The sequence below is a fragment of the Pseudomonas sp. Irchel 3A5 genome (genome assembly GCF_900187575.1).
GTDB classification, from domain to species: Bacteria; Pseudomonadota; Gammaproteobacteria; order Pseudomonadales; family Pseudomonadaceae; genus Aquipseudomonas; species Aquipseudomonas folii.
The window spans coordinates 31,564-55,131 of record NZ_FYDU01000020.1; the positions used below are offsets into that span (position 1 = coordinate 31,564).

18 protein-coding genes are annotated in these 23,568 nt (G+C 53.8%); 11 read left to right on the forward strand and 7 right to left on the reverse strand.

Annotated elements, in window-relative coordinates; all coding sequences use genetic code 11:
* Nucleotides 1-123 precede the first annotated feature (123 nt).
* Nucleotides 124-2,076: a WD40 repeat domain-containing protein gene (locus tag CKW31_RS26480; protein ID WP_095101633.1), complete on the reverse strand. Its 1,953-nt coding sequence runs from the start codon at nucleotides 2,074-2,076 to the stop codon at nucleotides 124-126.
* 231 nt (nucleotides 2,077-2,307) lie between these two features.
* Between CKW31_RS26480 and CKW31_RS26485 the strand changes: the two genes are divergently transcribed.
* The 6 genes from CKW31_RS26485 to CKW31_RS26510 all read left to right on the forward strand — a co-directional run bounded on the left by CKW31_RS26485 (nucleotide 2,308) and on the right by CKW31_RS26510 (nucleotide 7,276).
* Nucleotides 2,308-3,300 (forward strand): hypothetical protein, encoded by a 993-nt coding sequence (locus tag CKW31_RS26485; protein WP_095101635.1) that lies wholly within the window; start codon nucleotides 2,308-2,310, stop codon nucleotides 3,298-3,300.
* Between the two features lie 412 nt (nucleotides 3,301-3,712).
* Nucleotides 3,713-4,015 (forward strand): hypothetical protein, encoded by a 303-nt coding sequence (locus CKW31_RS26490; protein ID WP_027898994.1) that lies wholly within the window; start codon nucleotides 3,713-3,715, stop codon nucleotides 4,013-4,015.
* A 183-nt stretch (nucleotides 4,016-4,198) separates the two neighbouring features.
* A complete protein-coding gene (locus tag CKW31_RS26495; protein ID WP_095101637.1) occupies nucleotides 4,199-4,501 on the forward strand; it encodes a hypothetical protein in 303 nt (100 codons plus the stop codon).
* A gap of 128 nt (nucleotides 4,502-4,629) precedes the next feature.
* Nucleotides 4,630-5,493 carry a hypothetical protein gene (locus CKW31_RS26500; RefSeq protein WP_095101639.1) on the forward strand — a complete coding sequence of 288 codons (864 nt, stop codon included), beginning with the start codon at nucleotides 4,630-4,632 and terminating at the stop codon, nucleotides 5,491-5,493.
* A 19-nt stretch (nucleotides 5,494-5,512) separates the two neighbouring features.
* Nucleotides 5,513-6,136 (forward strand): hypothetical protein, encoded by a 624-nt coding sequence (locus CKW31_RS26505; RefSeq protein ID WP_141230191.1) that lies wholly within the window; start codon nucleotides 5,513-5,515, stop codon nucleotides 6,134-6,136.
* Between the two features lie 210 nt (nucleotides 6,137-6,346).
* On the forward strand, nucleotides 6,347-7,276 hold the full coding sequence (locus CKW31_RS26510) for a DUF3829 domain-containing protein (RefSeq protein WP_095101643.1): 930 nt from the start codon (nucleotides 6,347-6,349) through the stop codon (nucleotides 7,274-7,276).
* A gap of 153 nt (nucleotides 7,277-7,429) precedes the next feature.
* Here the strand turns inward: CKW31_RS26510 and CKW31_RS26515 are convergent, their stop codons facing one another.
* From CKW31_RS26515 to CKW31_RS26530, 3 genes are all read right to left on the reverse strand, one after another.
* Complete coding sequence (locus CKW31_RS26515; RefSeq protein ID WP_218192166.1) at nucleotides 7,430-7,903, reverse strand: T6SS immunity protein Tdi1 domain-containing protein; 474 nt, start codon at nucleotides 7,901-7,903, stop codon at nucleotides 7,430-7,432.
* Nucleotides 7,904-8,617: 714 nt separating this feature from the next.
* Entirely contained in the window at nucleotides 8,618-9,196 is a 579-nt protein-coding gene (locus CKW31_RS26525) for a hypothetical protein (protein WP_095101647.1), read from the reverse strand.
* A 79-nt stretch (nucleotides 9,197-9,275) separates the two neighbouring features.
* The gene (locus CKW31_RS26530; RefSeq protein ID WP_141230192.1) at nucleotides 9,276-9,719 is read right to left on the reverse strand and encodes a hypothetical protein; all 444 of its coding nucleotides are present in this window, start codon (nucleotides 9,717-9,719) and stop codon (nucleotides 9,276-9,278) included.
* Nucleotides 9,720-10,055: 336 nt separating this feature from the next.
* Here CKW31_RS26530 and CKW31_RS26535 point away from each other — a divergent pair, with 336 nt between their 5' ends.
* Both CKW31_RS26535 and CKW31_RS26540 read left to right on the forward strand, forming a co-directional pair.
* On the forward strand, nucleotides 10,056-10,487 hold the full coding sequence (locus CKW31_RS26535; protein ID WP_095101651.1) for a LexA family transcriptional regulator: 432 nt from the start codon (nucleotides 10,056-10,058) through the stop codon (nucleotides 10,485-10,487).
* Between the two features lie 179 nt (nucleotides 10,488-10,666).
* Nucleotides 10,667-11,698: a hypothetical protein gene (locus CKW31_RS26540; protein ID WP_095101653.1), complete on the forward strand. Its 1,032-nt coding sequence runs from the start codon at nucleotides 10,667-10,669 to the stop codon at nucleotides 11,696-11,698.
* 463 nt (nucleotides 11,699-12,161) lie between these two features.
* Here the strand turns inward: CKW31_RS26540 and CKW31_RS30165 are convergent, their stop codons facing one another.
* The 3 genes from CKW31_RS30165 to mobH form a co-directional block, all read right to left on the reverse strand.
* On the reverse strand, nucleotides 12,162-12,461 hold the full coding sequence (locus CKW31_RS30165; RefSeq protein ID WP_256582738.1) for a hypothetical protein: 300 nt from the start codon (nucleotides 12,459-12,461) through the stop codon (nucleotides 12,162-12,164).
* Between the two features lie 728 nt (nucleotides 12,462-13,189).
* Nucleotides 13,190-14,122, reverse strand: coding sequence for a site-specific integrase (locus tag CKW31_RS26550; RefSeq protein ID WP_095101655.1), 933 nt, complete (start codon nucleotides 14,120-14,122; stop codon nucleotides 13,190-13,192).
* Between the two features lie 11 nt (nucleotides 14,123-14,133).
* Nucleotides 14,134-15,954 (reverse strand): MobH family relaxase, encoded by a 1,821-nt coding sequence (gene mobH / locus CKW31_RS26555; RefSeq protein ID WP_095101656.1) that lies wholly within the window; start codon nucleotides 15,952-15,954, stop codon nucleotides 14,134-14,136.
* 322 nt (nucleotides 15,955-16,276) lie between these two features.
* Between mobH and CKW31_RS26560 the strand changes: the two genes are divergently transcribed.
* Genes CKW31_RS26560 through CKW31_RS26570 form a run of 3 tightly spaced genes read left to right on the forward strand, consistent with a single transcriptional unit; the run spans nucleotide 16,277 to nucleotide 23,458 of the window.
* Nucleotides 16,277-21,424 carry an AAA domain-containing protein gene (locus CKW31_RS26560; RefSeq protein ID WP_141230194.1) on the forward strand — a complete coding sequence of 1,716 codons (5,148 nt, stop codon included), beginning with the start codon at nucleotides 16,277-16,279 and terminating at the stop codon, nucleotides 21,422-21,424.
* Nucleotides 21,417-22,439 carry a hypothetical protein gene (locus tag CKW31_RS26565; protein ID WP_095101661.1) on the forward strand — a complete coding sequence of 341 codons (1,023 nt, stop codon included), beginning with the start codon at nucleotides 21,417-21,419 and terminating at the stop codon, nucleotides 22,437-22,439. The genes CKW31_RS26560 and CKW31_RS26565 overlap by 8 nt, the downstream gene beginning before the upstream one ends.
* Nucleotides 22,436-23,458 carry a hypothetical protein gene (locus CKW31_RS26570; protein WP_095101663.1) on the forward strand — a complete coding sequence of 341 codons (1,023 nt, stop codon included), beginning with the start codon at nucleotides 22,436-22,438 and terminating at the stop codon, nucleotides 23,456-23,458. The genes CKW31_RS26565 and CKW31_RS26570 overlap by 4 nt, the downstream gene beginning before the upstream one ends.
* Nucleotides 23,459-23,568: the final 110 nt, after the last annotated feature.

Consider the following 23,568-nt stretch of genomic DNA (forward strand, 5'->3'; position numbering starts at 1 on the left):
GGAGCTGCACAGTATGAACAAGAAGTGTGCTCAACCCATGCGCTTTACGCCAGCGCATGGGTTGGGTTACTTGGGTTGACGCGACATGAGTATTAACGGATGTTGTTAGCCAGGCATGCCAACTCACCAGCTCGAAGGCACATCCCAGGCGACCAGTCCGTTATTACAACTTCCCCACAGACGCTCCCCGGATGGGCTCCATTGCAGTTGCTCAAACTCCTTGCATCCTGAGGCTTCAGTTCCGAGGGTGAGTGAGCGACCGTTTTCCAGGTTCCACAGCACAGCAGAGTTTTTGCCACCGCTGCCGAGGGCCAGCAGGCGGCCGTTGGGCGAACCCACCGCAGTTTTGAGCGAGTCCCGTCCGGGCGAGGTCAGCGAATAGCGCACCTTGCCACTGGCAATGTCGACAACGTGCATCCCGGGATTGACCTGCTTCCCTTCACCCAATACAAAGCCGACCGCGATCCACCCACCTTTGACGGAACCAAAAGGCGCAGGGTCCCAGGGTGCCATGCCAGTGTCATCGTTGCGGTCCACATCGCCCAATCGGCGCGGCAACTTCACCGCGCGCAATACCTTGCCTGTTTTTGCATCGAGTTCGGCAAGGCCGTAAACGTCTTCGACCCATGTGTTTGGCATGAAGCCGTCCCAGCGTACAGGCTTGATCAGGCTATTGCCGCGCAGCGAACCTTTCATCATGTCCTGGCGCGGGGAGGCAAAGCGCAACGTGTAATTCCAGGGCGTACCATCGCCAGCGGGCTGTGCGCTGGTTTGCCAAACCTCGAACGTATCGCGTCCCCCGCGAAGGTTGTGGTTATAGGGTAACGGCACGCCGTTTCCATCGTGGAAGTACTTCATGTACTTGTCCGGTTGGGTGGTTTTTTCGAAGGCTATGGGGTGCTTGACCAGAGAGCCGCTCTTAGTGTCAAAGCGCACAATGAGCCCGCCCGTCGTCAGATAACCCGATTGCCCACTCGCATCGCGCGACAGCTGCCACTGGTGCCACTTTTCTTCTGTCGAGGCCCATAGTTCCCGCAGCTCACCGCCCGCGTCAGGCGACCAGCGCATCAATGCGCGCGGGTAGCTACGGATGATCAGAGCACTGCCATCGCCCAGGACGATGAAGTTATCCGGGGACTTAATGGACATGGCCGCTTTCGCCTCGAGTACCTTCGCTTTGGTGTCCGGCAGGGTGAGCTTCGGCTCGGTTACAAAGGAGATTGGCCTGGAAGGCGCGCGCCATTGGTCCGGGCTTGCACCAAGTTCCACGTTCGCGTTGGGCAGCGTGCTTAAAGCGTCGAATACCGGGCTGAACACCTCACCTGGTACGATGCTGCGATGCAGGAGGCTCGGCGCGGTGGGGCTGTAAATATTGAATTCGACCAGCTCGCGCATACGGCCGATGAACCCGGCGTCGGGATTCGGATACTCATCATTTCGCGTCAAATAGACCACGGTCGCGGGGCGACCCAGAACAGTGTCAAGCTGCATCACGCGGGCAATGACACGACCGCTGCTGCGGCCTGTCACTCCATGCTTATGCTCGGCGCTGCCGATCCAGTGTTTATACTGTTGGGTCAGCGGGGCCATGCGTCTTCTATCTGATTGAAAGCGTATCGTCCGTTCAATCAGTGCAATACGCTCGGGTATCTCTGATTCAGCTAGGGCACCGTCGCGAACGTCTTGTTGCAGCTTGGGTAGATCGAACTGCCGGACCATTTCCCGTATAAGATCGGGACGGCGCGTCAACAGCACATTGCCCCATTCATCCTCCAGCCTGGACAGCGGTTCAACGCCGGACTGCTCGCTCAAGCGCCCCAGGGGGCGCAACGCTGAGACGACTTGCGGCAGCACCTGGTCGAAGGGCAGGGCAACGACGATGTGCACCTCAGCAAGCCTGCGCCCATCTTTTGCCAGTTCTGACGATTGCAACGCCGATGGAAGTCCTTTGTCGATATCCTCGACTGCGCTTGGCCGGATTTGCCAGCCCTGGGGTAACGCTGCGGCATTATTCATACCGCTATAACCGATCGCCGCAGCCCATAACGCATACTTCCAGAATCCTGCGCATTTCATGTGTTGTACTTCCCTGGTATTCCGGCGTTGTTGCCAGCTTCGGACACTACTATTCAGTTAAAAATATATTCGGGTTCGTGAGCAGTAAAACGGCAGTCAATACGGCAAGCGCTGTCAGGCATCATGCGGAGTGGCTTCCTTGATTGGCCAGGACTTAGTTTGTCGGCACGTGGGAAAGTGCCGCAGTCTGGATTATCCTTCGCGATTTGAAATGAGTTTACAAGGACGTCCATGATCCCGATTAATCCGCTGGCCATGATGATCGGTTCCATGATCTTCATCTTTTCCCAGGTTTTTCTCTGGCTGTTTTTAGCCTGCCTGCTGGCTTTTCTTATCCCTCGTTACAGACGCTCCATGCTGGCGCGGCCCTGGCTGTTCGGCTTGACGTTCTTAGTGCTGGCGGCCGCCAGCGTGCCCTACGTCAATTTCGGGGTTACCCAATGGCTTGACTGGCGCGCACATAACCCGCGTCTGGAACGTGAAGAGGTGCTGGGCGATCTGGTGCTGCCGGCTGGCACGCAGGTCCAGCTGGAAGACGTCAAACCCTTTAACGACCTGAGTGGTACTCCGCAGCCTTACGGCATGCAGAGCCTCAAGCACGCCGACTTCGAACGCACGCCTGGTAACATCATGGGCATACCTGTGCGTTGGCTCGAGCTGTGGCAGGGCCATGGTTCGGCGACGGTGGAAATATTGGCGGCTACCGATTTGCAAGGCTGGAGGTGTGAGCCGGGCAAGGTCGAGTTCCGCTTTCCATCCGGCGCTCATTTCAAGTTCTCCGAATGGCGTTTGAACCGCTGCACGCTGGCGCCAGGCAGCAAGCAGGGAGGCATTGTCTGGCCGGGATCGTTGACGGTGTCTTCCTCCTCGGGCGATAGCTGGGAGCTGGGGACGGACACGCCGACACGCCTGCTGGGACTGGAACTGAGATGGCTGAGCATGCGCCTGAACAAGCCTGACGGTGATGTGCTCAAGTGGAGCGGTGAATTGAACAGTGCAGCCGATTTCGGCCCTGTTCACTATCCTGTCGGCGCTCAAGTCAGCAGTTTTCAAGGCTACCTGCTCTTCAGCCCGCCACCTGAAGCACAGGCCCTGGATCGGCGCACGGGAACGCCCATCGAGTCTGATCATTCGGTTATGCAGAGTGCTGATGGGAAGGTTCTGGATGTGCGCCCGAATGGCGAAGTGGGTGTGTGGTTTTATGATGAGATTGTGGTTCCTTGATGGCGAGTCTCAGGGCCGTTGAAGGCTTATCAAGTTCGCATCAGTCTTTGATGGATATATCAGTTATGGAGAACTCATCATGTTCGCGACAGGGATTACGCTATTCGCAGTAGGTTTGGGCACTGGAAATCCCGGCTTATGGATACCGGGCTGTGCCTTGATGGCGGCAGGGTGTTTTAAAACAATCAATTGTCGGGACTGGCGGGAAGGAACATCGGTCAAAGCTTCCGGGCGAGGTCAACCAGACTGAGAGTGGCTGGCGCCAAAAAACATTGGCGCTTGGCTTTTCAGGCGAATTCAGTAAGATTGCGTTTTTTGGATCCAATAAGGATCTATCACCTACTCAAGCAAGCCATTGCCAGCAGCGATAGCTCACCCATTCGGGCAAAGTGCTGAAAGGAAGTCCACCAGTATGATGCCCGACGAAGCTTTACGTGTTACCCGCTGGATGACCTGCCTCTCCATCACTACTGTGATTCTGGGTTCGATATTCGCACTCTATTTGCTGCAAAAGCCTAGCTCCTCCTTCGTCCCATCGTATTTGCTCTCGTTCGCCGTGATGTGGTTCACCAACCTGGTTTCAATGATGCTGAACGTTATTTACTGGTCTGTCCGCCGAGGGCCGAAATGGCTTTCGGTCACGCTGCTGATTCAAGCAGGGATGTGTTTAGCCCCTTTTGTTGTATCCCTCTTCGGGGATTATTTCTTCGGCTGAGCGGTTGCAATCCGGAACGGGTAAGTAGCAGTCACGCTGTCATGAACGCAAAGGCTATGAAGCATCCAGGTTGCTGCAAGTGAAGGCTTTATCTATTGCGGCAATTGACTTTAGTGGCGTGAACCACGCCGCAGCGATGATTCGTTGTTTGGGCAAAGCTAATTGGAAAGGATATACATCGGTATGATATCCCACGGCGTTTTACGTTTTACCCGCTGGATTGCCTGCCTCTCGATCACTACTGTGATTCTGGGTACGATATTCGCACTCTATGTACTGCAATTGCCTAGCTCTGCCTTCGTCCCGTCGTCTCTCCTGTCGTTCGCCGTTATGTGGCTCACCAACCTGATTTCAATGGCGCTGAACGCTATTTACTGGTTTGTCCGCCGAGGGCCGAAAGGGCTCTCGGTGACGCTGCTGATTCAAGGAGGGCTAACGGTAGCCGGGTTTCTTGCACTGAGGTATCCGAATTATTTATTCGGCTGACCGGTTTCACCCCGGCTCGGGTGATTAGCAGTTAAGAAACACATCGTCGTGCGACGGGGATTGATATTGATGAAAAATTTCTGATCCAGGGATCACGTCACTAAAGAACGTATGGCAGCTCAGACCAGTTGTCAGTTAATAAACAGTTACTGGCGCAGTTTAAAGATAAGAATTTTGTTTGCCGCAGTGAGACGGATTTTTTGCCGAAAGAGTCCCCCGCGGCGGCGCAGGCTTTCAGGCAACTGGTGGAGTACGCCTCGAAAGGGGACCAAACCGAAAACTTCTGGATGGATAAAGAGCATAAAGAAAAGCGTGAGAGTTTACTCGCTGCTGCCGTGAAAGAGGGAAGCTGGAAGGCCATATATCTCGACAGTGTCTGGACGCTGCGTTATCCGGCCAGCCCCGAAAAAGCTGCCGCAGCGTCAGATACAATCAACGAATTTGTTCAACAGGGTGTACCAATTGTAGTCTCTGCCTATGGAGCCTCTCTTTATGGCCGGGACTATGACGCGATGTACAAGCTGCTTTCTGAAGCCGTTGATCGCGGCAGCCCGCAGGCGATGGCATCAGTCGGGGGAAATATCGTCCCGCAGGCGAAAGAGCTTCATCCTGTTGGCAAACAGATGCTTGAGTGTGCGGTAAAACAGGGTTATGCCCCGGCCTACATGAGCTTGGGTAAACTGGCCTGGATGGAAGGGCGTCGTTTGGATGCCTACCGCTTGTGGGAAAAAGGCGTCAATGAAGGATGTGCGTCATGCACCGAGTACCTTGAGTCAATTGGACGGGTGCGTCGGGGCTATACGCCTGCAACGCCGATGCTGGATTTGGTCCCCGAGCTTGCAGTAATTAACGCATTCTACGAGAACAATTTCTTCTACGAACTGAGTGAGCTCAGGGATTTCGAGCGCCCGCTTCCTGAAGAACTCGCCTTTCATCTGGATGACAAAGAACTCCTTAAATTGCTGGAATTAGAGCAACGTACTCAGTATTGAATTGTTAAACCATTGTGCGGTGCGGAAAACCTATTTTCTGCACCTGAACCAAGGCGCTGCAAATAACTCCATCCCCACCATCACGGATGTAATCATTGGCGTAATAAAAATTATGACGATCACATTTAAAGCAGCGTGCCGTTTTGCCGTGTTCGCTGCTGTTGCATCGCTTCTTTCAGGCTGCGTGTCAGAGCTCATCAGTGCCAGGCAGCAGGCGCTCGATCTTCCGTTGCAGATCACCATTCGGGTACTCGATGAAAATGGTCAGCCCATTCCCGATACGGTCGCGCTCGCCGTACAGCCCCTCAACGTGGGAGAGAAACTGTTCTGTATTAACTTGTATGGTGGAAGCTGCGCGACGTTCTGGAACATGCACGTTTTCAAGGGGGAGGTCGGCCCTGATGGTGAGGAGACCTTTCCAATAAAGTACGCGACCAGTCTGACCGTCCAGGTGGCCCTCCCTTGCTCCGACCCCAAAGGAAATCGCAGGTACTTCACCCGGCATATCAAATGGAGTGATCTTTCAACGCAGCGAGTATTCATCATGGACGGTGATTGGGATCCTGCAAAGGGATACTACGCAGGCTCTCTACCTTGCTCCACAACCACGCCGCCGCTTAGGGGCTGGGATGATTATTATTGATGCAACTCCATCTACCCTTCAGGGGAGTGACGATCTCAGGTGTCGCCGTCATTCATCACAATAATACCAACATGGTATGAAAGTGGATGCCGCTATACGGTGATCAGCTAGCAGTGATGGCTTTTTGTAATTCCCCGGTTGAACCTGGCCGATATATTCCAGTCTGTATGCGTGATTCGTAATTCTCCGACTTCAAGGACGACCACCGTTATGCCTTTCTCAGCTTTTGATCGACTCAATAAACTTGCAGCTGTATGTGTTCTGCTTGGCACAATAATGGCGTTACCAGGTTGTGATAATTCTAATTCGTCCGGCAACTCCCAGGCTCCTGCCACCACTGAGGCGGAATCGGCTCAAGCCGTAGAGCAGCAAAAATTCAACTTGTATGTGAAGGCTTACAACCGCTTGCTGGACGACACTTTTGGGCTGCTTGGAAGCATCAGGTTATACGGCGAGATGGAACTTGATCGAGCCAAACCGACTGACATGTTCCATGCTCCGACGTCCAACAGCCATTACACGGATGCCATCAATGCGCTGAAGCAGGGCCGTGCGCTATCTGCCGCAGGCTCGGAAGATGCAGACGCAGCCGCTGATGCTTTACTGAAAACCTTGCCTGTTGTCGTTACACGCATTGATGAGATCGCGCCTTACTTTAACGGTGGCGCCTATCGAGAGGATAAGCTGGCGAAGGGCAGAGCCCAGGACCCGGCGACTCGAGCAGCGTTCCAGGACGCCATGGACAGCTTGGGGCAGATGGATCAAGCACTGTCGACTCATCAACGGCGAGTTCAGGCAGAAGAGGCTGAAGCTCTTCGCAAAGAAGGCAACATGCCAGCTTACTATATGCTCAACAGCCTGATGCTCGGGACCGATATGGTAAATGCCATGAGCCAGAAGGACGTGGCGAAGGCCGACACCATCGTGCCGAACCTGGAGGCTTCACTGGAAGAACTGCGCAAGTCGCTAATCGACTACAAGGATCCTGTGACGAAGAGCAGCATGAGCATTGTGCAAAGTGCGTTGACCAACTCCATCGGCTTCATGCGGCAATACAAAGAGCTTAAACATGACTCTTCTATCAAAGCGATGATGGACTCCTACAATGCAGCAGTGGGTGCAGCAAACAATCTGCGATAGTTCCAGTCGACGGCAGCAGGAGAGCGCGCTTTGATTTTGGCGTGTCTCTTCTGGAGAATTGCACGAGTGAGGTGCCCTTAGCCCGGCATCGCTACCTTCGTCGCAGAACTGCGCTGAAGAGTCTCTTCAGCGCGCTCAGCTAGCTTGTGCATTTCAGGCGCTGCCGTCGAGGCCATGCATATGAGCAACAACCTGCATAAAGACCCAGGCATCACCTTTTTCGTAGGTCTCCAGCGCTTCGCTGCCGCCGAGAAACGGGTAGGGCTTCGGGATGTAGACCTGATCTTCAGCAAGGGGGCCCAGATGCTGGAATAATTCGGCGACGTGATCCGACCTCAGGACGTGCAGATCGAACCCCGGTTCTTTCAGTATCTCGGATTCAAACTCTTCGACTGACTCAAAGCTTCCATACGACTTCGCCGCGCGCTTGAAGGGGTGCAGGACGATATAGTCCTGGTCGTCCGGGCTGCGAAGGAAGAAATGACCGAGGCTTGAGTAACCGACAACCTCAGTGTGCTCCGGGAAGCTGGGTGCCCATGCACCCAGATCGCTTGAGGGGCGAGCCGAAAAGAGTGTGTAGAGAACAGGTCCGGATGGCTTTCCGAATATTTTAGAGAAAAGTCCCAAGGGGGAAACCTCAAGTCGGGCGCATCGTCTCAGGAGCGCGCCTGTGAATTTTGTGGTCGTCACTATTGAGAGCCACACTCGATTTAGCGGATTACTTCAGATCTCATGTCTCGCGTGATGACTTTCACACCGTTCCAGTCGGAGCCGGAACCGTTAAATGATAAAAGAGAGTCCTCAATATGCTGACCGCCTATACCAAGTATATGGCTGACGAAGTTACCATAGTGTGTAGGGCAGTGGAATCAATGTGTGGTGAGGTGTCGAATACCGTCGCGGCACCTACCCAATGATGAGAGGGTGGAGTTCTTTCAGTAGGCTGATGAGGTGTGCATGAAGGCAGTCAGGGTGTTGATACGAGTTTTTCTGTATGGAATTTTTGTCTTTTGCCTACTCACCTATACGTTTATGCAAGGGTCAGAGTATGACTGGATGGGGCCCGATTACGTTATAGAGGATAATTCGAATGACAGGGGGCCTATAAGATTTCTAGCGGTGGCAATTGCCTTATTCACTCAGTTTTTGATTTATGTGAGCTGTTCCAGGAAAGAAGCCGCAATGACTGTTGTATTGCTTGCGGTTGTGGTTGTTGTTTATTGGTGATCGGTATGCCCGCCTGATAGATAGGCGGATTTGCAGTCCCCATGCAAATCATCAAGCGGGTGCATACCGATCTGTCACTCCGGGTAGTACAGCCACGTGCGGTGCTCCGGCAAATTATTCAGCCGTGCCTTGGCGCCATTCCACTTCAAAGCGATAGTTGACATCCACCTTGCTGGCATCTACCGGCAGATCAGACTTGGTCAGCACAAACTCGAACGCCGGTTCGAAGTATCCATCCCGCAGGATTTCACCCGCCAGTATCTCCACTTCATACCAGCCATTCTCGACTTCAATCGTCGCTCTGTTGGGTTGCTGATAGCGCTCGAGCAACTCATCGAGGTTGTCCTCCGTGAACGCCTGCAGGATGCGCCACGTGTAAAGGTGGATGCGGCCGTGCTCCACATGCAACGAATAACCGCCGCGCCGATGCTGGATCCGATCTTCGTACCGAGGCATTTCAGGTTCAGTGCCTGCCAACGTGAAGACAATATTGTAAGGGTGATTTTCCACTCCGATGAGGGGGATGAGGACACCTTCAAGAACGGCCTTGTCGCCACTTTCATTGGAAGTAAACTCGCTAGCCAGGTCATCGGGAAGTTGATGCTCGTGCTTGAAACGTTTGAGGAGTTGCAAGTCACTCAGCAGGAAGTAGTCAATCACGTCATTAAGGACTTCGGAAAACGTATATTGCATGAGGAGGTATCCTTGATGTCACGGCGCGAAAATGAAAACTAGTCAAGTATTGGCGAGTCCGTTTCTTTCATTACCCACGCTAATGCTGCATCAGGTAGCGCTCTACAAGGGCATACCCTGAGATACCCATATCAAGGTGATTGCGGTACTCGTCAATCGGCAGCATCCGAACAGGGTAACCTGAGCGGTATAAATTACCTGCCATATTGAATTCAAAATCCACCAGGTCTGGCTCATCCAGCACACCGCTACCGAGCCATGGCCACTCGCCGGACAAACATTTTCCGACGGCTGTAAAAATCATGGTAAAGGGCCCGCAGTGCTCTTCAAACACCAGGTACTTGTTTTCATCAGGAAGGCGTTGGTCTGTGCCTACTGAGACCACACAGAATGCAAATACATTCTTGAATTTGCCTTCTTCACTCTCGATACCCATCCATATAGCTTGACACACCGCACCCCGGCCATCGCTCATAGGGATGACGAAATAATCACCTTTATTCACTGTTTTTTTAGCGTTCATAAACACCCTGACATCAACAAATACCGACCCTGTTTGTACCTTGCCAGCCCTGTCTGGCAATCCCCTTGTACCGCAAGTGCTCCATGCCCCTTAGCTAGCCAACCATGGGCGGCGCATTTATGAGCACAGTCGAGGAGTGCAGTTCCACGTCATCAAGGCTTCGTAATCTTCAACCGCCATCGGACATGATAACCGTCCGAATTCGGGGCGCTGCCACGCATGTGGCTCGCGCATTATGGTGTCACCCGTCGCAATTTCCTGCGCATGAGATTGACTGCACGTCGTCGAGATCGTTAACTGTATGCATGTACAGTCATTCTTCGCAAGGTCAGCCTAATGAGTATCACCATCCTTGGTCCCATATCGGCCGGGGGCGAAAAGCTCCCGCTTTATTCCTTTCATGCATCCGCGGGCTTGCCGTCGCTGGCCGCCGATCACGTCGAAAAGCACATCTCACTGGATGAGTTGTTCGACGTCCCGACACCCGATCTGTACATGGTGAAAATTGAGGAGGACAGCATGCAGGGGGTGGGGATTTTCTCCGGGGATCTTCTGATCGTAGATCGCAGTCTTTACGCGGAACATGGCGACATCGTCATCGCAGCGCTCAATGCTGAACCCCTCTGCAAGCGGCTGCATATGCGTGAGAACACATGCATGCTTACCTCGGAAAACAGCAAATACCCACCACGCCACGTGATGGAATGCGACGAGCTGGTGATCTGGGGTGTCGTGAAGCACAGCGTGCGCGTTCATGGCAAATTGTGAACCTGTATCTGCGCTTAGACTGATAGATGACTCGTGCCGGCCAGGTCAGCCTCCACATGGATACCCGGCGAGGTGCTCCAGTACGGCACGCGACGGGGGGATTCGAGCCGCTCCAGAATGGCCGAAACCGACGTTGTGACCTAACATCGACCCTCACTCTCTGCTCACAAGGCTGCGCCATGTTGCCCCAACGTATCCACTCACCTTCGTTGCACGACCTGCAAACCACCGTGGCCGAACTGCTCGGCAACAGTGACGAACACGTCGTGGTGCAGTTCTTGGCGCCCGAGCAATACCCGGCACCGATATTGGCAGCGCTGGATGCCTTGTGCGCACAACACGGCCATCGCCTCGACGTGCGCTTCTACGGGCACTACGCCGCCGACCAGCCCTTCGACGGTCGCACACTCGAAGCCCTGCCTCATGTGCAGACCTTGACCCTCGATTGCCTCTATCACGCCGAACGGCTTGAGACGCTGGCAAGCCTTGCGCACCTGGGCAGCCTGGCGCTAGGCGTGGACAAGCTTGACCTGAACCCGATATTGGCCTTGAGCAACCTGCAAAACCTGACCATGCTGCGGGTTTTCCAGGAAGTGGGGCCAAAGCTGGACCTCGCTTCGGTCAGCCGCCTGGCCCACCTGCGGGTGCTGCACCTGAATGCAAAAACCCAGGGGCTGAAGCCGCTGGAAGCGCTTACTGGACTGACCGAACTCAGCCTGTGGCGACAGCCGGCCACTACCACGTTTGAGGTGGTCTCGAGGTTATCCGGTTTGGAGACTCTTTCCATCGGTTTTGGCAGCCGTAAGGCGATGCCGGAGTTGTTCAGTGACAGCGTTACGCACTTGAGCCTGCTCCGGGTGCGCGGGTTGCAAGCGCTGGAGCTTGGACGCTTTCCCAGTCTTGAGGTGTTGGAGATTGAGGATCAGCCGCACTTGGGTGAGCTGGTTTTGGGGTCGTGTAGCAGGTTGCGGGCGTTGCGTTTGGCTAATCTCAAGTCGCTTGGGCGGATTGACGGGTTGGGTGAAGTGCCGGTGGGCAAGTTGTCGATTTATAAAACGCCGGGGTTGGATTTGCTGGCTTTGCTTGATCAGCCGTTGCCAGAGTTGAAAGCTGTGCGGTTGGTGAGTGGTAAGCGGGGGGTTGATCAGGAGATTGAGGCGAGGCGCGAGACGCTAGGGCTCGCGTTGGTGAAAGGGATTTTTGAAGAATGAGAGATGTTGGTTTACCGGACTTTGCAAGAGCATATTGTGCCCGCTTAATCTAAGTAAGAGCTTCATTGGCGCATGGACATCCTGGCGATAAGGGTGCTTGCTCCCGCTTAAAAACTCTCGGACACCGCCGCCCTTAATGCCGGAGTTCGATAGGTGTGTTCGCCGTCCGCTTACAGAAAACTTGATGACACTGACTTAAGTTCCCGAATTAGTCCGATGAGTTGTCACTGCTTGGCCCGACCGCGAAAGTGGCGGCAGGCTACTCGATCCCTTACAGCCCGCACTCCTTGGTAATAGGCTCTAAGACGAGCGAAGCAGGCGCCTTTCCGGTCTTAATGTCTAGCACCTCCAAATAGCAACCAGACTTGGGCGCTGAGTGGGTAATCTGATAGGTCGCTCCAGCTTCAGGGATGAAGCTACTGATGTTCATGCAACTCCTTTGAATCGCCGACGGGTCGGTGGTCTAGCGCTGCTTGGTTCCGGTACTAAGAGCGGTGAGGTAGATGCGCCTGTCAGGCTCTACCAAAAATTGATTCTTTTCGCTCTCTGACTGTGAAACACGGCCCAGCACGCCGGTATCTTTTGTGTCCAGGCAATGGGCGTCGTGATAAGCCCAGTATGCCTGGAAGCCACCGGACATCAGGTTGTTGTTGCCCCACTTGGCATCAAGGGTGGCGTGAGGCGCTGTCAGCGCCGGTTGCTGGTAGTGACCAACGCAGCCAGTAAGCAGAAGCGCACAACTAATTAGAGAAAACTTATTCATCGTCGCATCAGGCACAGGTTTGAGCGCGGCAAGAAATCAGGAGATTTTGACCGCTCAGGATTGAATCCACAGGATCGTCAGGTTAACGCCCTCTATTCGGGTTTCCAAGCCTTCCAATATCCGCAGAATTAGCGTCAGCAGAATTGGTCCACCCAGGCCGTCAAAGGTTGAATCAAAAAATACATGCTTTAAACAGGCCTACCTTTGAATTGCATCGGGCTGCATTCATGTAAAGGCCGTTTCAGCAAGGAGGAGTGGGTATGTCAGCGTCAACGAAGAGCGCGCCCGGATTTGCGTCTGCCGTGGTCTTGCCAGGTCAGCTTTGGTTGGAAGGGGGTAAAGATTTTCGTTGTGCTCGCCTCTGAATCGTTAATGCTGTTCAGAGTTCTGCGGGCAAGAAAAAGGGCGGTTATGCCAGGTTTCAGCTCTCAATGACCGAAGCCATTTTAACTAAGAAACCTTACAAAAACCGCCCAATCGCTTGTATCCATATGGCTCCACGACCTGGACTCGAACCAGGGACCCAGTGATTAACAGTCATCCCATGGGAAATTCGAGATTTGTCTCAAGTCCAGGTCGTGTCCTGGTCAACCGCTGGTAATCGGAACATCAGCGTTTGAAGTCAATACCACTTCTGCATCTTTTTCAGTTGTGAGACGTAGTCGCCGTCACAAGCCGAAAAGTAGAGCTTTATTTACGTGATGTCAAATGTGCGTCGATTGAATCGTTCAGCAGGGGCATCTGAATCCGTTCACCAGGCTGCGCATCTGATCCATGCCGACTTCAATGTACCCCAAGGTTGTTGAAAGATTTTTGTGGCCCATCAAATCTTTAACGGTGTGGATGTCCCTATCAGGCTCTTTCATTAGACTAGATGCGAGTGTGTGCCGGAATCTATGAGGACTTACCTTTACGTTTAATCGGTCAGACATTCGTTTATAAAAAGCTTCGAGTTGATTCATGTTCATTGTAAGTCGACAGTGTCTTACTGAGAACTTATTAATGTTAAACAGTTGCTCGCCTTTCGCCACTTTCTTCTGCGTGGCTTCGTGTGCAAGTTGCCATAATGATGGCAGCAGGGATTCATGGATGGGTATCCGTCGTTCACTAAATCCCTTTGATGTGTCAGCTGATATCAGGATGATACCTTTTGGTAGATCGATATCTTCTCTTTTTATGCTTAACAGCTCGCCCGCGCGTATGCCCGTGTAAAGCAGGGTGTCGAAAACGGTTGACCAGAACCAGGCTGGATAAAAGTAGCTTCGATGGAATGGGGTAGCCTCTTCGCGCTCCGCGCTAGCCAGGTATCTCTGACCTCGATCAATGACTTCTGAATCAACGGTTTTTTTGGGACGTTTCGGGCATTTCACACTGCAGTTGTCGAAGGGGTTCTTGGTCAGCCCGATGAGGCCAAAATCTATCGCAAACTGGTACATGCTGCGCAGGTGGCGGATGTAGGTGTTCCAGCTAACCTCTTTTATCGTGACCCGCAGGACCTGCTCACGCCACTTGTTGATGGTCTTCCTGTCGATCTCCTCCACGATGCAATCGCCGATGTAACGGATCAGAGCCCGGCAAGCTACGCCGTAGGATTGTTTGCTGCTGGGCTTAAGGTCTTTATCGTCAAGGTAGGCTGTTAAAAGATCAGATATCGAATACATTGTTATCTTCTTTATGGATTGATGATCGTTAAGTAAGGATTGTTGTAGGGCTTTTCGGTGAATATCACCGAGTAGTCCTGTAGCAGGTAGCCTTTGACACTGCGGGTTTTTCTGGGGCCTTTGACCTCGCATGTCCATATGTTCAAACCGTCATCGCGTTTTTTGTGTATGCCCAGTTTTTCAAAGGCACGCTGCACTAATCGCCAGTCGCTAAGCGACTCTGCCTTGGCGAGCTGCATAAGTTCTGGGTGTTCTTGAGCATAACGCTGGAATATTTCTGGCGTCACTATGAAAGCTGTATCAGCTACTGAGTGTATTTTTGCTTTCGCATCGTTGATGATGATTCTGTGTTCGATGACTCCTTGTCTAACCCATCTAATGAATTCGTCGCCGAGTTTATTCCTGTTATTCGAAATGTGTAGTGGGTTAGTGTCGAGAGAGACGATTCGTACGTCATGTTCGGATGTTGTTGTAGGCGGGTGGTGAATTATATTTTCTTCCTTCGGAAGTGTTCTTACAGTCTGCTCGGAAGTTTCCTGCATACCTAAAAGCGTAAGAAGGTCGTCCACGGCGTCGCCGGGATCAGGTACTGCCAGAGGAGCCGGGGATGGGTTCAACGTTATAGCTTGGGAATCAACCAATGCCGGCTGGTCATTAATGACAGGCTCTTCGTTATTCTTGTCAGTAGCCGATGCGTGCTCAGTAACGGTGCCCACGAAGGTCGCGGGGCGCTCATCCCCAGACCAGATCAGTGCCGGCGACAGCTTCAGAAAGGTCAGCGTCATCTGCCAGTGACCGCTGTCAACATAGGCTTTCCAGATCGCCTTGCCTTCGGCATTCGGCTGGATGATCCCGTGGTCCTGAAGGATGTTGAAAAACGTAGAGTTCGAACTGGGAATGCCCTCGATACCCTGAGCCAGTAAATAGGCCCTGAGCTTGTCGGCAACAGTCTTGCTCACCAACCACAGACCATCCTGCGTCAGCCATCCATCTGAGGCTTCGGGCTGGTTCAGCTTGAGTTGATCGTTCACCAGATGCCGCAGTCCATCGACCAGTTGCCGCTGCAACGACTGCTTAGGCGCATCCACCGCACGGATAGGGTTGCCACCCAACTCTTGAGCAACTGATGCTCGATCTGCCTGGATGACCAACTCACCCAAAATACCCGCGTGCTCGTATTGACCAGCGAGCACATAAACAAGCGCCGACCACAGCTCTGGAAAACCACTGAGCCAGTCCATGATCCTTGCGCTCAGCACCTGGTTATAAATCAACCCGGCTGCCGCAGCATGTAGCTTGTAATCCCTGTCTTCGACGAAGCGAAAACGGTAATCGCCCTTGATCGCCCCATGCCACGGGTGCCAGCGCTTGCCTGATGCAAGACTGACTTCAACGTCCACGGCAACCTTGCCGATGTCGTGGAGCAGGGCAGCATAGGCAATGCCTGCAGTCCACGCTTCAGTCTGCGCGGCCTGAGTTTCCGGATTGGTACCGAGGGGAAGCAGATACGACTGCCGCATCTTCAATGCGTAGGCGACAATCTCCAGCCCGTGATCGAGCATCCCACCGTGATACGCATGGTGGTGATTCCTGGACGCAGGGAGATGCTGTACCAGCTCGGCAAAGCGATGCAGGGGCTCAAGGTACAAACGATCAAATTGCTGACGGGAGAGGGAAGTGCGTTGCCAGATATGCTCGATGAGCTTCGTTCGGCGAGGTGTGGCCATCAACGCCTTGGCTGACTCTGCACGAAGGCAGCCGATCGCCAGATCTGCAGCAGGCTCCGGAACAGGCGAGCCTTTTGTTTTTCTCCATTTCAGTGTCCAACCCATACCACCCTCGGCGACAGCCTCGGAAGAGCCTTTTGCTCTTCACCTCAAACCCAGCCCTTTGCGGGTAAGGCTCTTACCCTTGGCTTCCATTCCCTTGCTTTGCCATTCCTTTTGGCTGGTGGGGTTATGGCCTTTTGGGTGGGAGGGGATCAATGGGGAAACTGGTTTTGGATATTAAGGAAACCGGCCTTATGGCGTTGTGATCCTCGTATTCCTCTGGGCCACTCAATGTCGTTAATTGCACGATTAAAGGCGATACGACATCATCGACAATTTAGGGTGTCTGATGTTCTCAGGCGCGCCAGTTCGCAGGGAGCAAGGGATGTTCAGGAGATTGAAGGAGTTTAGAGAGTGGTTTCGATCCGAGGCGGTCGCGAAGCAGGACTTCAAAGAGGATGTGCAGGAATCGAGCGAGCGCGCGCCCTACAGGGAGGCTGTAGCCAGTTTACCGTCCGACATACTCGGTTACTGGCATAAGGCGTTAACGGAGGATGATCTTCTCGGGCTGCAGTCAACCGATGTACGCATTCCGCTTAAGAATCATGCCCGACTGGCGTGGCAGAATTTCGACTTAGGTTACGGGACGCGCCCGACAAAAGCGTTGGCGGTGATCACTGCGCGGGCCGCAGAGGATCGGCGAAAGCAAGAAGCCGAGGCGTTACAGGCCTTGGAGGAGGACCCAGAAAGCGCGGATGACTCTGGTGAGGTAGACACGCGTATTCCTATGGCGCTGGTGTTCCACCACGCTACATCAGCTGACGAAATTCAGGTCACTTGGCCTGATCCGGTTGATAAGCCGGTGAAGGGTAAGAAGAGCTCACGTCCCAAAGTGACCAAACTGAACATAGCGTTCTGGTTCCCCTTTGACCTTAACGACGCCAACCAAGTATGCCTTCCTCGTGATTTGAACGATTGTCGCCCGAGGGTCGTCAGGCAATGGCTTGAGCCGCAGCCTCTTATCGCTTTCAACGACTTGCCTCCACCAATCGGACACTACGACAGCTACCGCGAGGAGCTGAAATCATTTATCGACACCCTGCGGCACAGCACGGATTTGCGGACATATGTCGATGCTTGTTTTGCTCTTTTCAAGCGGATTCAAGCCGATGGGGCAGAGACAGGTCTAGCCACTATATCCGGGCAGTGGATTGCGGTACCAAGACAACCTAGTTATGCGACCCGGGCGTTAGAAGGCGTTTACAAGGCGATGCCGCAGGCCACCTCTATTGGTGCACTCGGACAACTAATACTGCCTGGTCGCCACCGTTCAGCCATTCAGGTGGGGTGCCCGAGTCCCGCGTCAGTAATTGCCCGGCACGTGGCGATGGTCGACAAAGCTGCCAACATTCAGAAGCCTGATGAAAAACGTTCCGCTGACCCTCTGAATGACTCACAGCGAAGGGCCCTGCACACCTACGGACAACTGGCGAGCGGGACCGGGGTTCTCGCAGTGAGTGGGCCGCCAGGGACCGGAAAAACCGCGATGTTGCGGGCGATGATTGCGAACCAGTGGGTCTTAGCTGCTTACGATAGCGCCCAGCATTGTCCTGTGACGTTTGTATGTGGCGCTACCAATCAGAGCGTTGAGAACGTTATGGGTACATTCGACGGCGCTGCTGGTAACAAACACCCATTGGCCCGACGTTGGTTGAATCCAGTCGGGAAGAACCTACTGGGGTTTACCGCAAGTGCACCTTCGAAGGCTAAAAGTAGGTCGCATCGCAAGAAATTCACCACGCTGGAAATCAGGAAGAGCCGCTTGCATACCTTCGGTATTGGTTCCTCAAGCCTGCATTTACCATATAAAGACTTTGCAGCGGCGGCCTACGCGCTGGCGGGGCACTTCGAAGACGCGTTTACTAAACTGAGGCCTTTATTTGACTCGCTCTTCAGCGTCGAGCAAAAGCTCTTGGTCAGTGACATAACGCGCAAGATCCGTCTAGCTCAGAAGGCCGCGTCGAAAGATGCGTTGCCTTCCAGGGATGAATTTCACGGTTATTTGGACGCACTCGCTGAGGTTTTGCATAGTGGCCTGCGTTGCGCGATTGATCGGCAGAGTGATGTCGAACCTTTGACGGATCTGACTGAGCTGACTTCCAGCTTTCCGAGCGAGGCGTGGTCCTCCCATTGGGTAGAAGACATCCTTACTGAACTGCGTGCTGCCTCCAGCCCTGAACATGTTCAGATGCAGTATCAGAAGTTACTTGATGTTGTTTGGAGACCGATCATATTTCAGTTGGCAGCCAGATATTGGGAGACCCGCTGGCTCGCCGACGTTGTGGCATCCCCAGAGCCTGCTAACCGAAGAGCTGCGCTGAGACGTTCGGCCATGCTATTCCCATGCATAGTGGCCACGCTGCACAGCGCACCGCGTTTGTTGACCCAAGCGGGGGAACCGCTTTTTGATTTTCTTGATATGTTGATTATCGACGAGGCCGGCCAGGCGGCTCCGGAGTTAGGCGTGCCAGTTTTAAGCCTCGCCAGAAGAGCAGTGATCGTTGGCGATATGAAGCAGCTTTCTCCTGTCTCCTCGGTCACGCCGGAGGTGGATGCTCGACAAGTACGAGATCGCTGGCCTGATTCGGACCGTTTGCTCGATCTGCGGCAACGCGGGGCTGACTCTGCAACCGGCTCAATCATGAAATTGGCGGCTACCGGAGCCTCTTTTGCCGAATCGATGCCTGATGGACGGCTGCGGGACGGATTGTTGTTACGAGAGCACTACCGGTGCACTGAGTCGATCATCAATGTTTGCATCGATCTGTTGTATCACGACCATGATCGTGATTCTGATGGGCGATTGCTCGAGCGAGAGTTGGTGCCAAAAATCCCCGATCCGCAACCAGGTCTGTTTGCGGATGCAGATCTGCCACTCCTTGATGGCAAGCCGGAGGAGGAGTTGCGTAAGCGCATGAAAGCCTCTTATCCGTTGCCGCCGCTTGGGTTCTATCAGACTGGGGGACCGAATGACGAACCCAGTAAAGGTGACTCCTGGTCTAATCCCGGAGAGGCGAGGGCGATCGTAGATTGGCTAAAACAAAATGGGCCACCATTGGCCAGATGGGCGGCACGGGTCGAGGGCAATCCTGATCAGCCGATCGCGTTGGAGAAAATTGTCGCGATTGTGACGCCGTTTCGGGGGCAAGTTGAAGCCATCAGAAACTGTATCCGCGAGGAGTTGGATGCCAATGACGACAACTTGAGCGGGCGTCTAACCATTGGCACTGTCCATACGTTGCAAGGTGCTGAAAAGCCGGTGGTGCTCTTCAGCTCCGTTAACAGGGAAAGCCGTGCTAACTGCAGAACTGACACCAACCATCGCGAACGGGTGTTTATCGACCGGGACGATGGTCGCTTGCTCAACGTAGCGATCAGCCGTGCTCAGAAGAGCTTCATACTGTTTGGTCATTCTGATCTCTTCTTTTCCCAGCAGGCGATGGATCCGGCCAACGATCTGCCTTCCGCCGTTGTAGGCAGATGCCTTGCCGGTGTCCGCGAGCCGGAACATGAGAGGATGACTGGCGCCCCTCGAACACCAGCTTGCAAGCTGGGGCCCCACACTCTAATGGTCGTGGAGTCTGTTCATAAAGCCAAAATTATCCAGAATCTTGTGCCTGCTGGAACACAGGTATTCGGTTGCGGCGGCCATATCCGCGACCTACCAGGTCCAGGTGCTATTCGATGGCAGGATGGACTCCACCCCCGTTGGCAAATGAGCCAGCGGGAGGGTGGCGACCTCACAACCGCGTTGCGTAATGCCGGCAGCCGCTTGCTGCAATGCAAGGAACTAGTCCTCGGCACAGACGACGATGCTCAAGGTGAAGCAATCGCCTGGCACATGATCCAAGTCCTAAAAGATGCTCCTTGGTTTGTCCATGTGAGGCAGGTGCGCCGCGTGCGCTTTCACTCGCTGACTGAACCGGATATGAAGCAGGCCTTTGAGGAAGGCAAGCTGGTAGTTGTAGAGGGGGCTACCCCGGAAGAGCGTGCTGCGAGTATGTGTCGCGCGCTAAATATGGGCTTGGCGTACGGTGCCATCGCTCTGCGGGTCTTGGATAACCTGATCGGCTCAGTTTACCTGCGCCACGGAATTCCCGGCGGGGGCCGGGTAAAGGGCCCGCTATTGAGAGCCTTAGCGGCACATGGCGACTCTAAGGAAAGGCCGGGTAAAAGATTCGGCATCGCAATCACGCTGTTGGTCAATGACACGGCGGTGCCCGCGCGTCTGATGGTACTTCGTGGGACAGAGGGGTGGCGCAGGTGGGGGACGGACGTCGAAGAAAATGCATCACTTGTGTCTGCGGCACTGAAGGATGCTGTCGTTTCAACTACGCCATGTCTTATCGAGCACAACACTGAACTGCTGCCACCCATGGAGCAACTCGGTACGAACCAGGTATTGCAGGAGGCATTTCGGCGCTTTGGTTGGCTACCCTCCGAGACTATGACAGCACTGCAGAGGCTGTATGAGTTACGCGCAGATACTGATGAATCTAAACCGCTTCCTCGTAATGGCGCTTGGGCAACTCTGGATGACCAAGGACGCCTATGCCTGACAGAGGCCGGCCGGAACCTTGCAAACAAGCTTTTAGGGAGCTCCTGGCTAGAGCAAATCAGTGCCAATGAATTATTGATCGCGTTCGATGAGGCGCTAACCCGCTTGTCTTGGCATGCTGATGCCTGTGAGCAGGACTACGTTGAGTTCCTTCGCACTTGGGCCGCGAGGTTTGACGATTGCCGTCCCGCACAGGAATGCTCGACTCCAATCGTTGGCCCCTACTCAGCAACGGTTGATGCACAAGGCTTCGAGATAATGTTGTTCGCCGGTCAACCATCTGTGGACTTGAGCTCTTGGAAGACGTCCAGTGTCGATATTTTACCAGCAGAGAAAAGCGAGTCTGTCGAGGCGGGGGATACACCTGAAGATTTGGGTGGGGGACGCTCCGGGGCGCACGGAGCTTTGGTCCCTCTAGATTTGGCCATCGAAGCTGATAGTGAAAAGATGGCTGGTTTCTCACCCCGGCAGCGGCAGCTTTACGCAATGATGTCGAAGCTGATGCTCGCCTCTTCCTTGCGTGACGGCGAGATGCACACCGTACGCCGGATTTACCCGCTGACGTGGGGGGTGGTGCGCCCTATTGAGGTTGGTGTTGAAGTTATCACGGGCACGCAGGGTGCATACGCCGGATGGTTTGGCATTGATCCTGAGGGGGGTGGTAGATACACGTCCTCTTGGGCTCAATCTGGAGTAGAAGCTTTACTTGGTGCGCAGGCACCTCCGGTATTACAAGTCGTGGCTCAGGACAATGCCACACGAACCCATTCTCTGCTTGAGCCGACAGTCGATCAGTTATTGGCCTGGATGCATGCTCGTGGGCATGGCAGACCGTCGACTTACGGTAAGCACATTGAAGATCTTCTATGTGGGTACGAATCTGCCTTGGTGCAAGGGGAGAGTACAGATGAGTAGCGCGTTTCAAGCAATGTCTCTGATGCGCCAGGCTTACGAAGCTGCGCTGAGTAATCCGAGTGATCAAGGCGCTCAAGCCGCTTTCGCCGCCGCGCATCAGCTCCATCAGACGACGTTCGTCGACTCATTTCACGTGGGTGGTGTTACCTACCCGCGAACTGATGGCCACAAATTAAGTGAGCGTGAGGCGAGAGCGGCCATTTCGAGAGTTCTATCCATTCCCGGCTATTCGGCGGCAGATCTTCGTCCAAGTGTTATTGAGGCTGCCTATCCGCTGCAAGAAGATGTGCTCCGCGATGAGATTGAGTCAGTGATCAGGGTGGCCAATGAAATCAATCAGCTGGACTGGCGTAACGACACACTAGACCCTACCAGCAAACATGCGATTCGTGAGCTGCTGCGTATGCCGACCTTGGCAGGTGGTTACGAGACCCTCTCCAATACCAAGTCCACTGAACGCGCGCACTTATTGAGTATTTATCGTGGATACGACGCAGATCACTTGATTCCTGACAAGGTGCTTCGTGGCTCGCTGCTTAGAGGCCAATCCTTCAGTCTGAATCACAGTTTCGCGACGTTTATGCAGGACTCACAGAACAAAGGTTCGCAGCACAAGTTCGTAACTGATGAGCAGAGGAAAACCCGTAAGCTGCTGCGTGGTGATCTGCAAAGTCCTGCCAAGAACCCAACGACGGGCGAATACCTCGAACATGTTTTCAAATGGATGACGCAGGTCTACACCATGGCTGATCTAGGTGTCGATGTTGCGGTGAGGGACAGCGGCTTGGCCAACGGAAGCGAGTTCAAGAACTTCAATGTCAAAGGCTTTGCGTTGGCACAGGCAGGATTCATGACATGGGCGGAGCGCAAAGATGTCGGTCGAGCTGTGGCCGTAGCCCTGTTGATTGAGGCACGTGAATTTTATACCAGTGCTGGCTGGACAATGGATCGAGAGCTACCACTGTTCCACGACATTCCGCCTACGGTCAATCAACAGCAGGTGCCTGTGACATGAGCCTGGATATTACTGAACCCGCGAATGCTGTCGCTAATAGACGTTACCAGTTAGCAGATTTGACTGTCGCAGGTGATCAGCCGTGGTTTGCCGTCCACGTACAGGATGGTGAGGGGCATACATCTTCCTGGATTATCAGCGGTGAGTTGAACGGAGAAAGATTTGATTTCCGCCCGGAGACTTGGGTGCCTGATGCTATTCAGGCAATCGTTACCGATAGCGACGGTCAGATTTGGGCAATCACCAGCGAAGACGACCTGATTACCAATACGGATCTGGGCCATTTAGACGGCTGGCAGACGATCACGTCTCACCCGCAACTTGGTTTGAGGAGTAACTGGTTCACTCGACGTTTACGTTACATTTCGCCGGATGCAGAGAAAATCGAACTGGCTTGTTGCTTAGCCTGGGTCCACGGTAGTTTGCTGATTGGCACTTGCGATCGTCGTCTTTACCGTTGGGATTCCCATGGCACCGCTATCCTCGAATATGACGACCAACGATCAGATGTATTGGGAGGGATCAATGGCATTGTTGAGACAGCCCATGCAGTGTATGCCCTTGGTTATGCGGGCCTGATTTTGCGCCGCAGGGCCGAAGGTACCTGGCAACTTTTGTCAGGACCGTGGCCAGAGGAGGCCAATGCGTTTGTGAACCTGATCGCCGGTGTGGAGGGACCCAAAGGTGAGTTATTGGCGGTAGCGGCCGGCGGTTCGGTGATTTCGGTCTCGGGTGAGATACTTCGGACAATAGCTCAGGTCCCGGCGGAGCCACTAGGAATTACACAATTTCAACGACAGTGGTTCGTGTCCACTCTTGATGGCTGTTACGAATTACCCGGTGACGGGGATGTTGCGCTGATCAAACGCCATATTCTGATGGGTAAGGTTGTTGATGCCGGTTCATGTTTGATTGCATTTGATGCCGAGCCCCAATCTCGCGATAGCGCTGAGATCCATGTTTGGTTGCGTAACAGGTCACGAGATAGCTGGTTTCGTCAGGTGGTATGTCGCCCTTGATTAGAGGCGCGAGCCTATTAGGGGAAGTGTCCTACGCAATATAGAGAAACGGCTGATCGCAATTTGATGTTGTTTTTGCTCTTCTCTAGCCAAAGGCATTTTCGGTATTA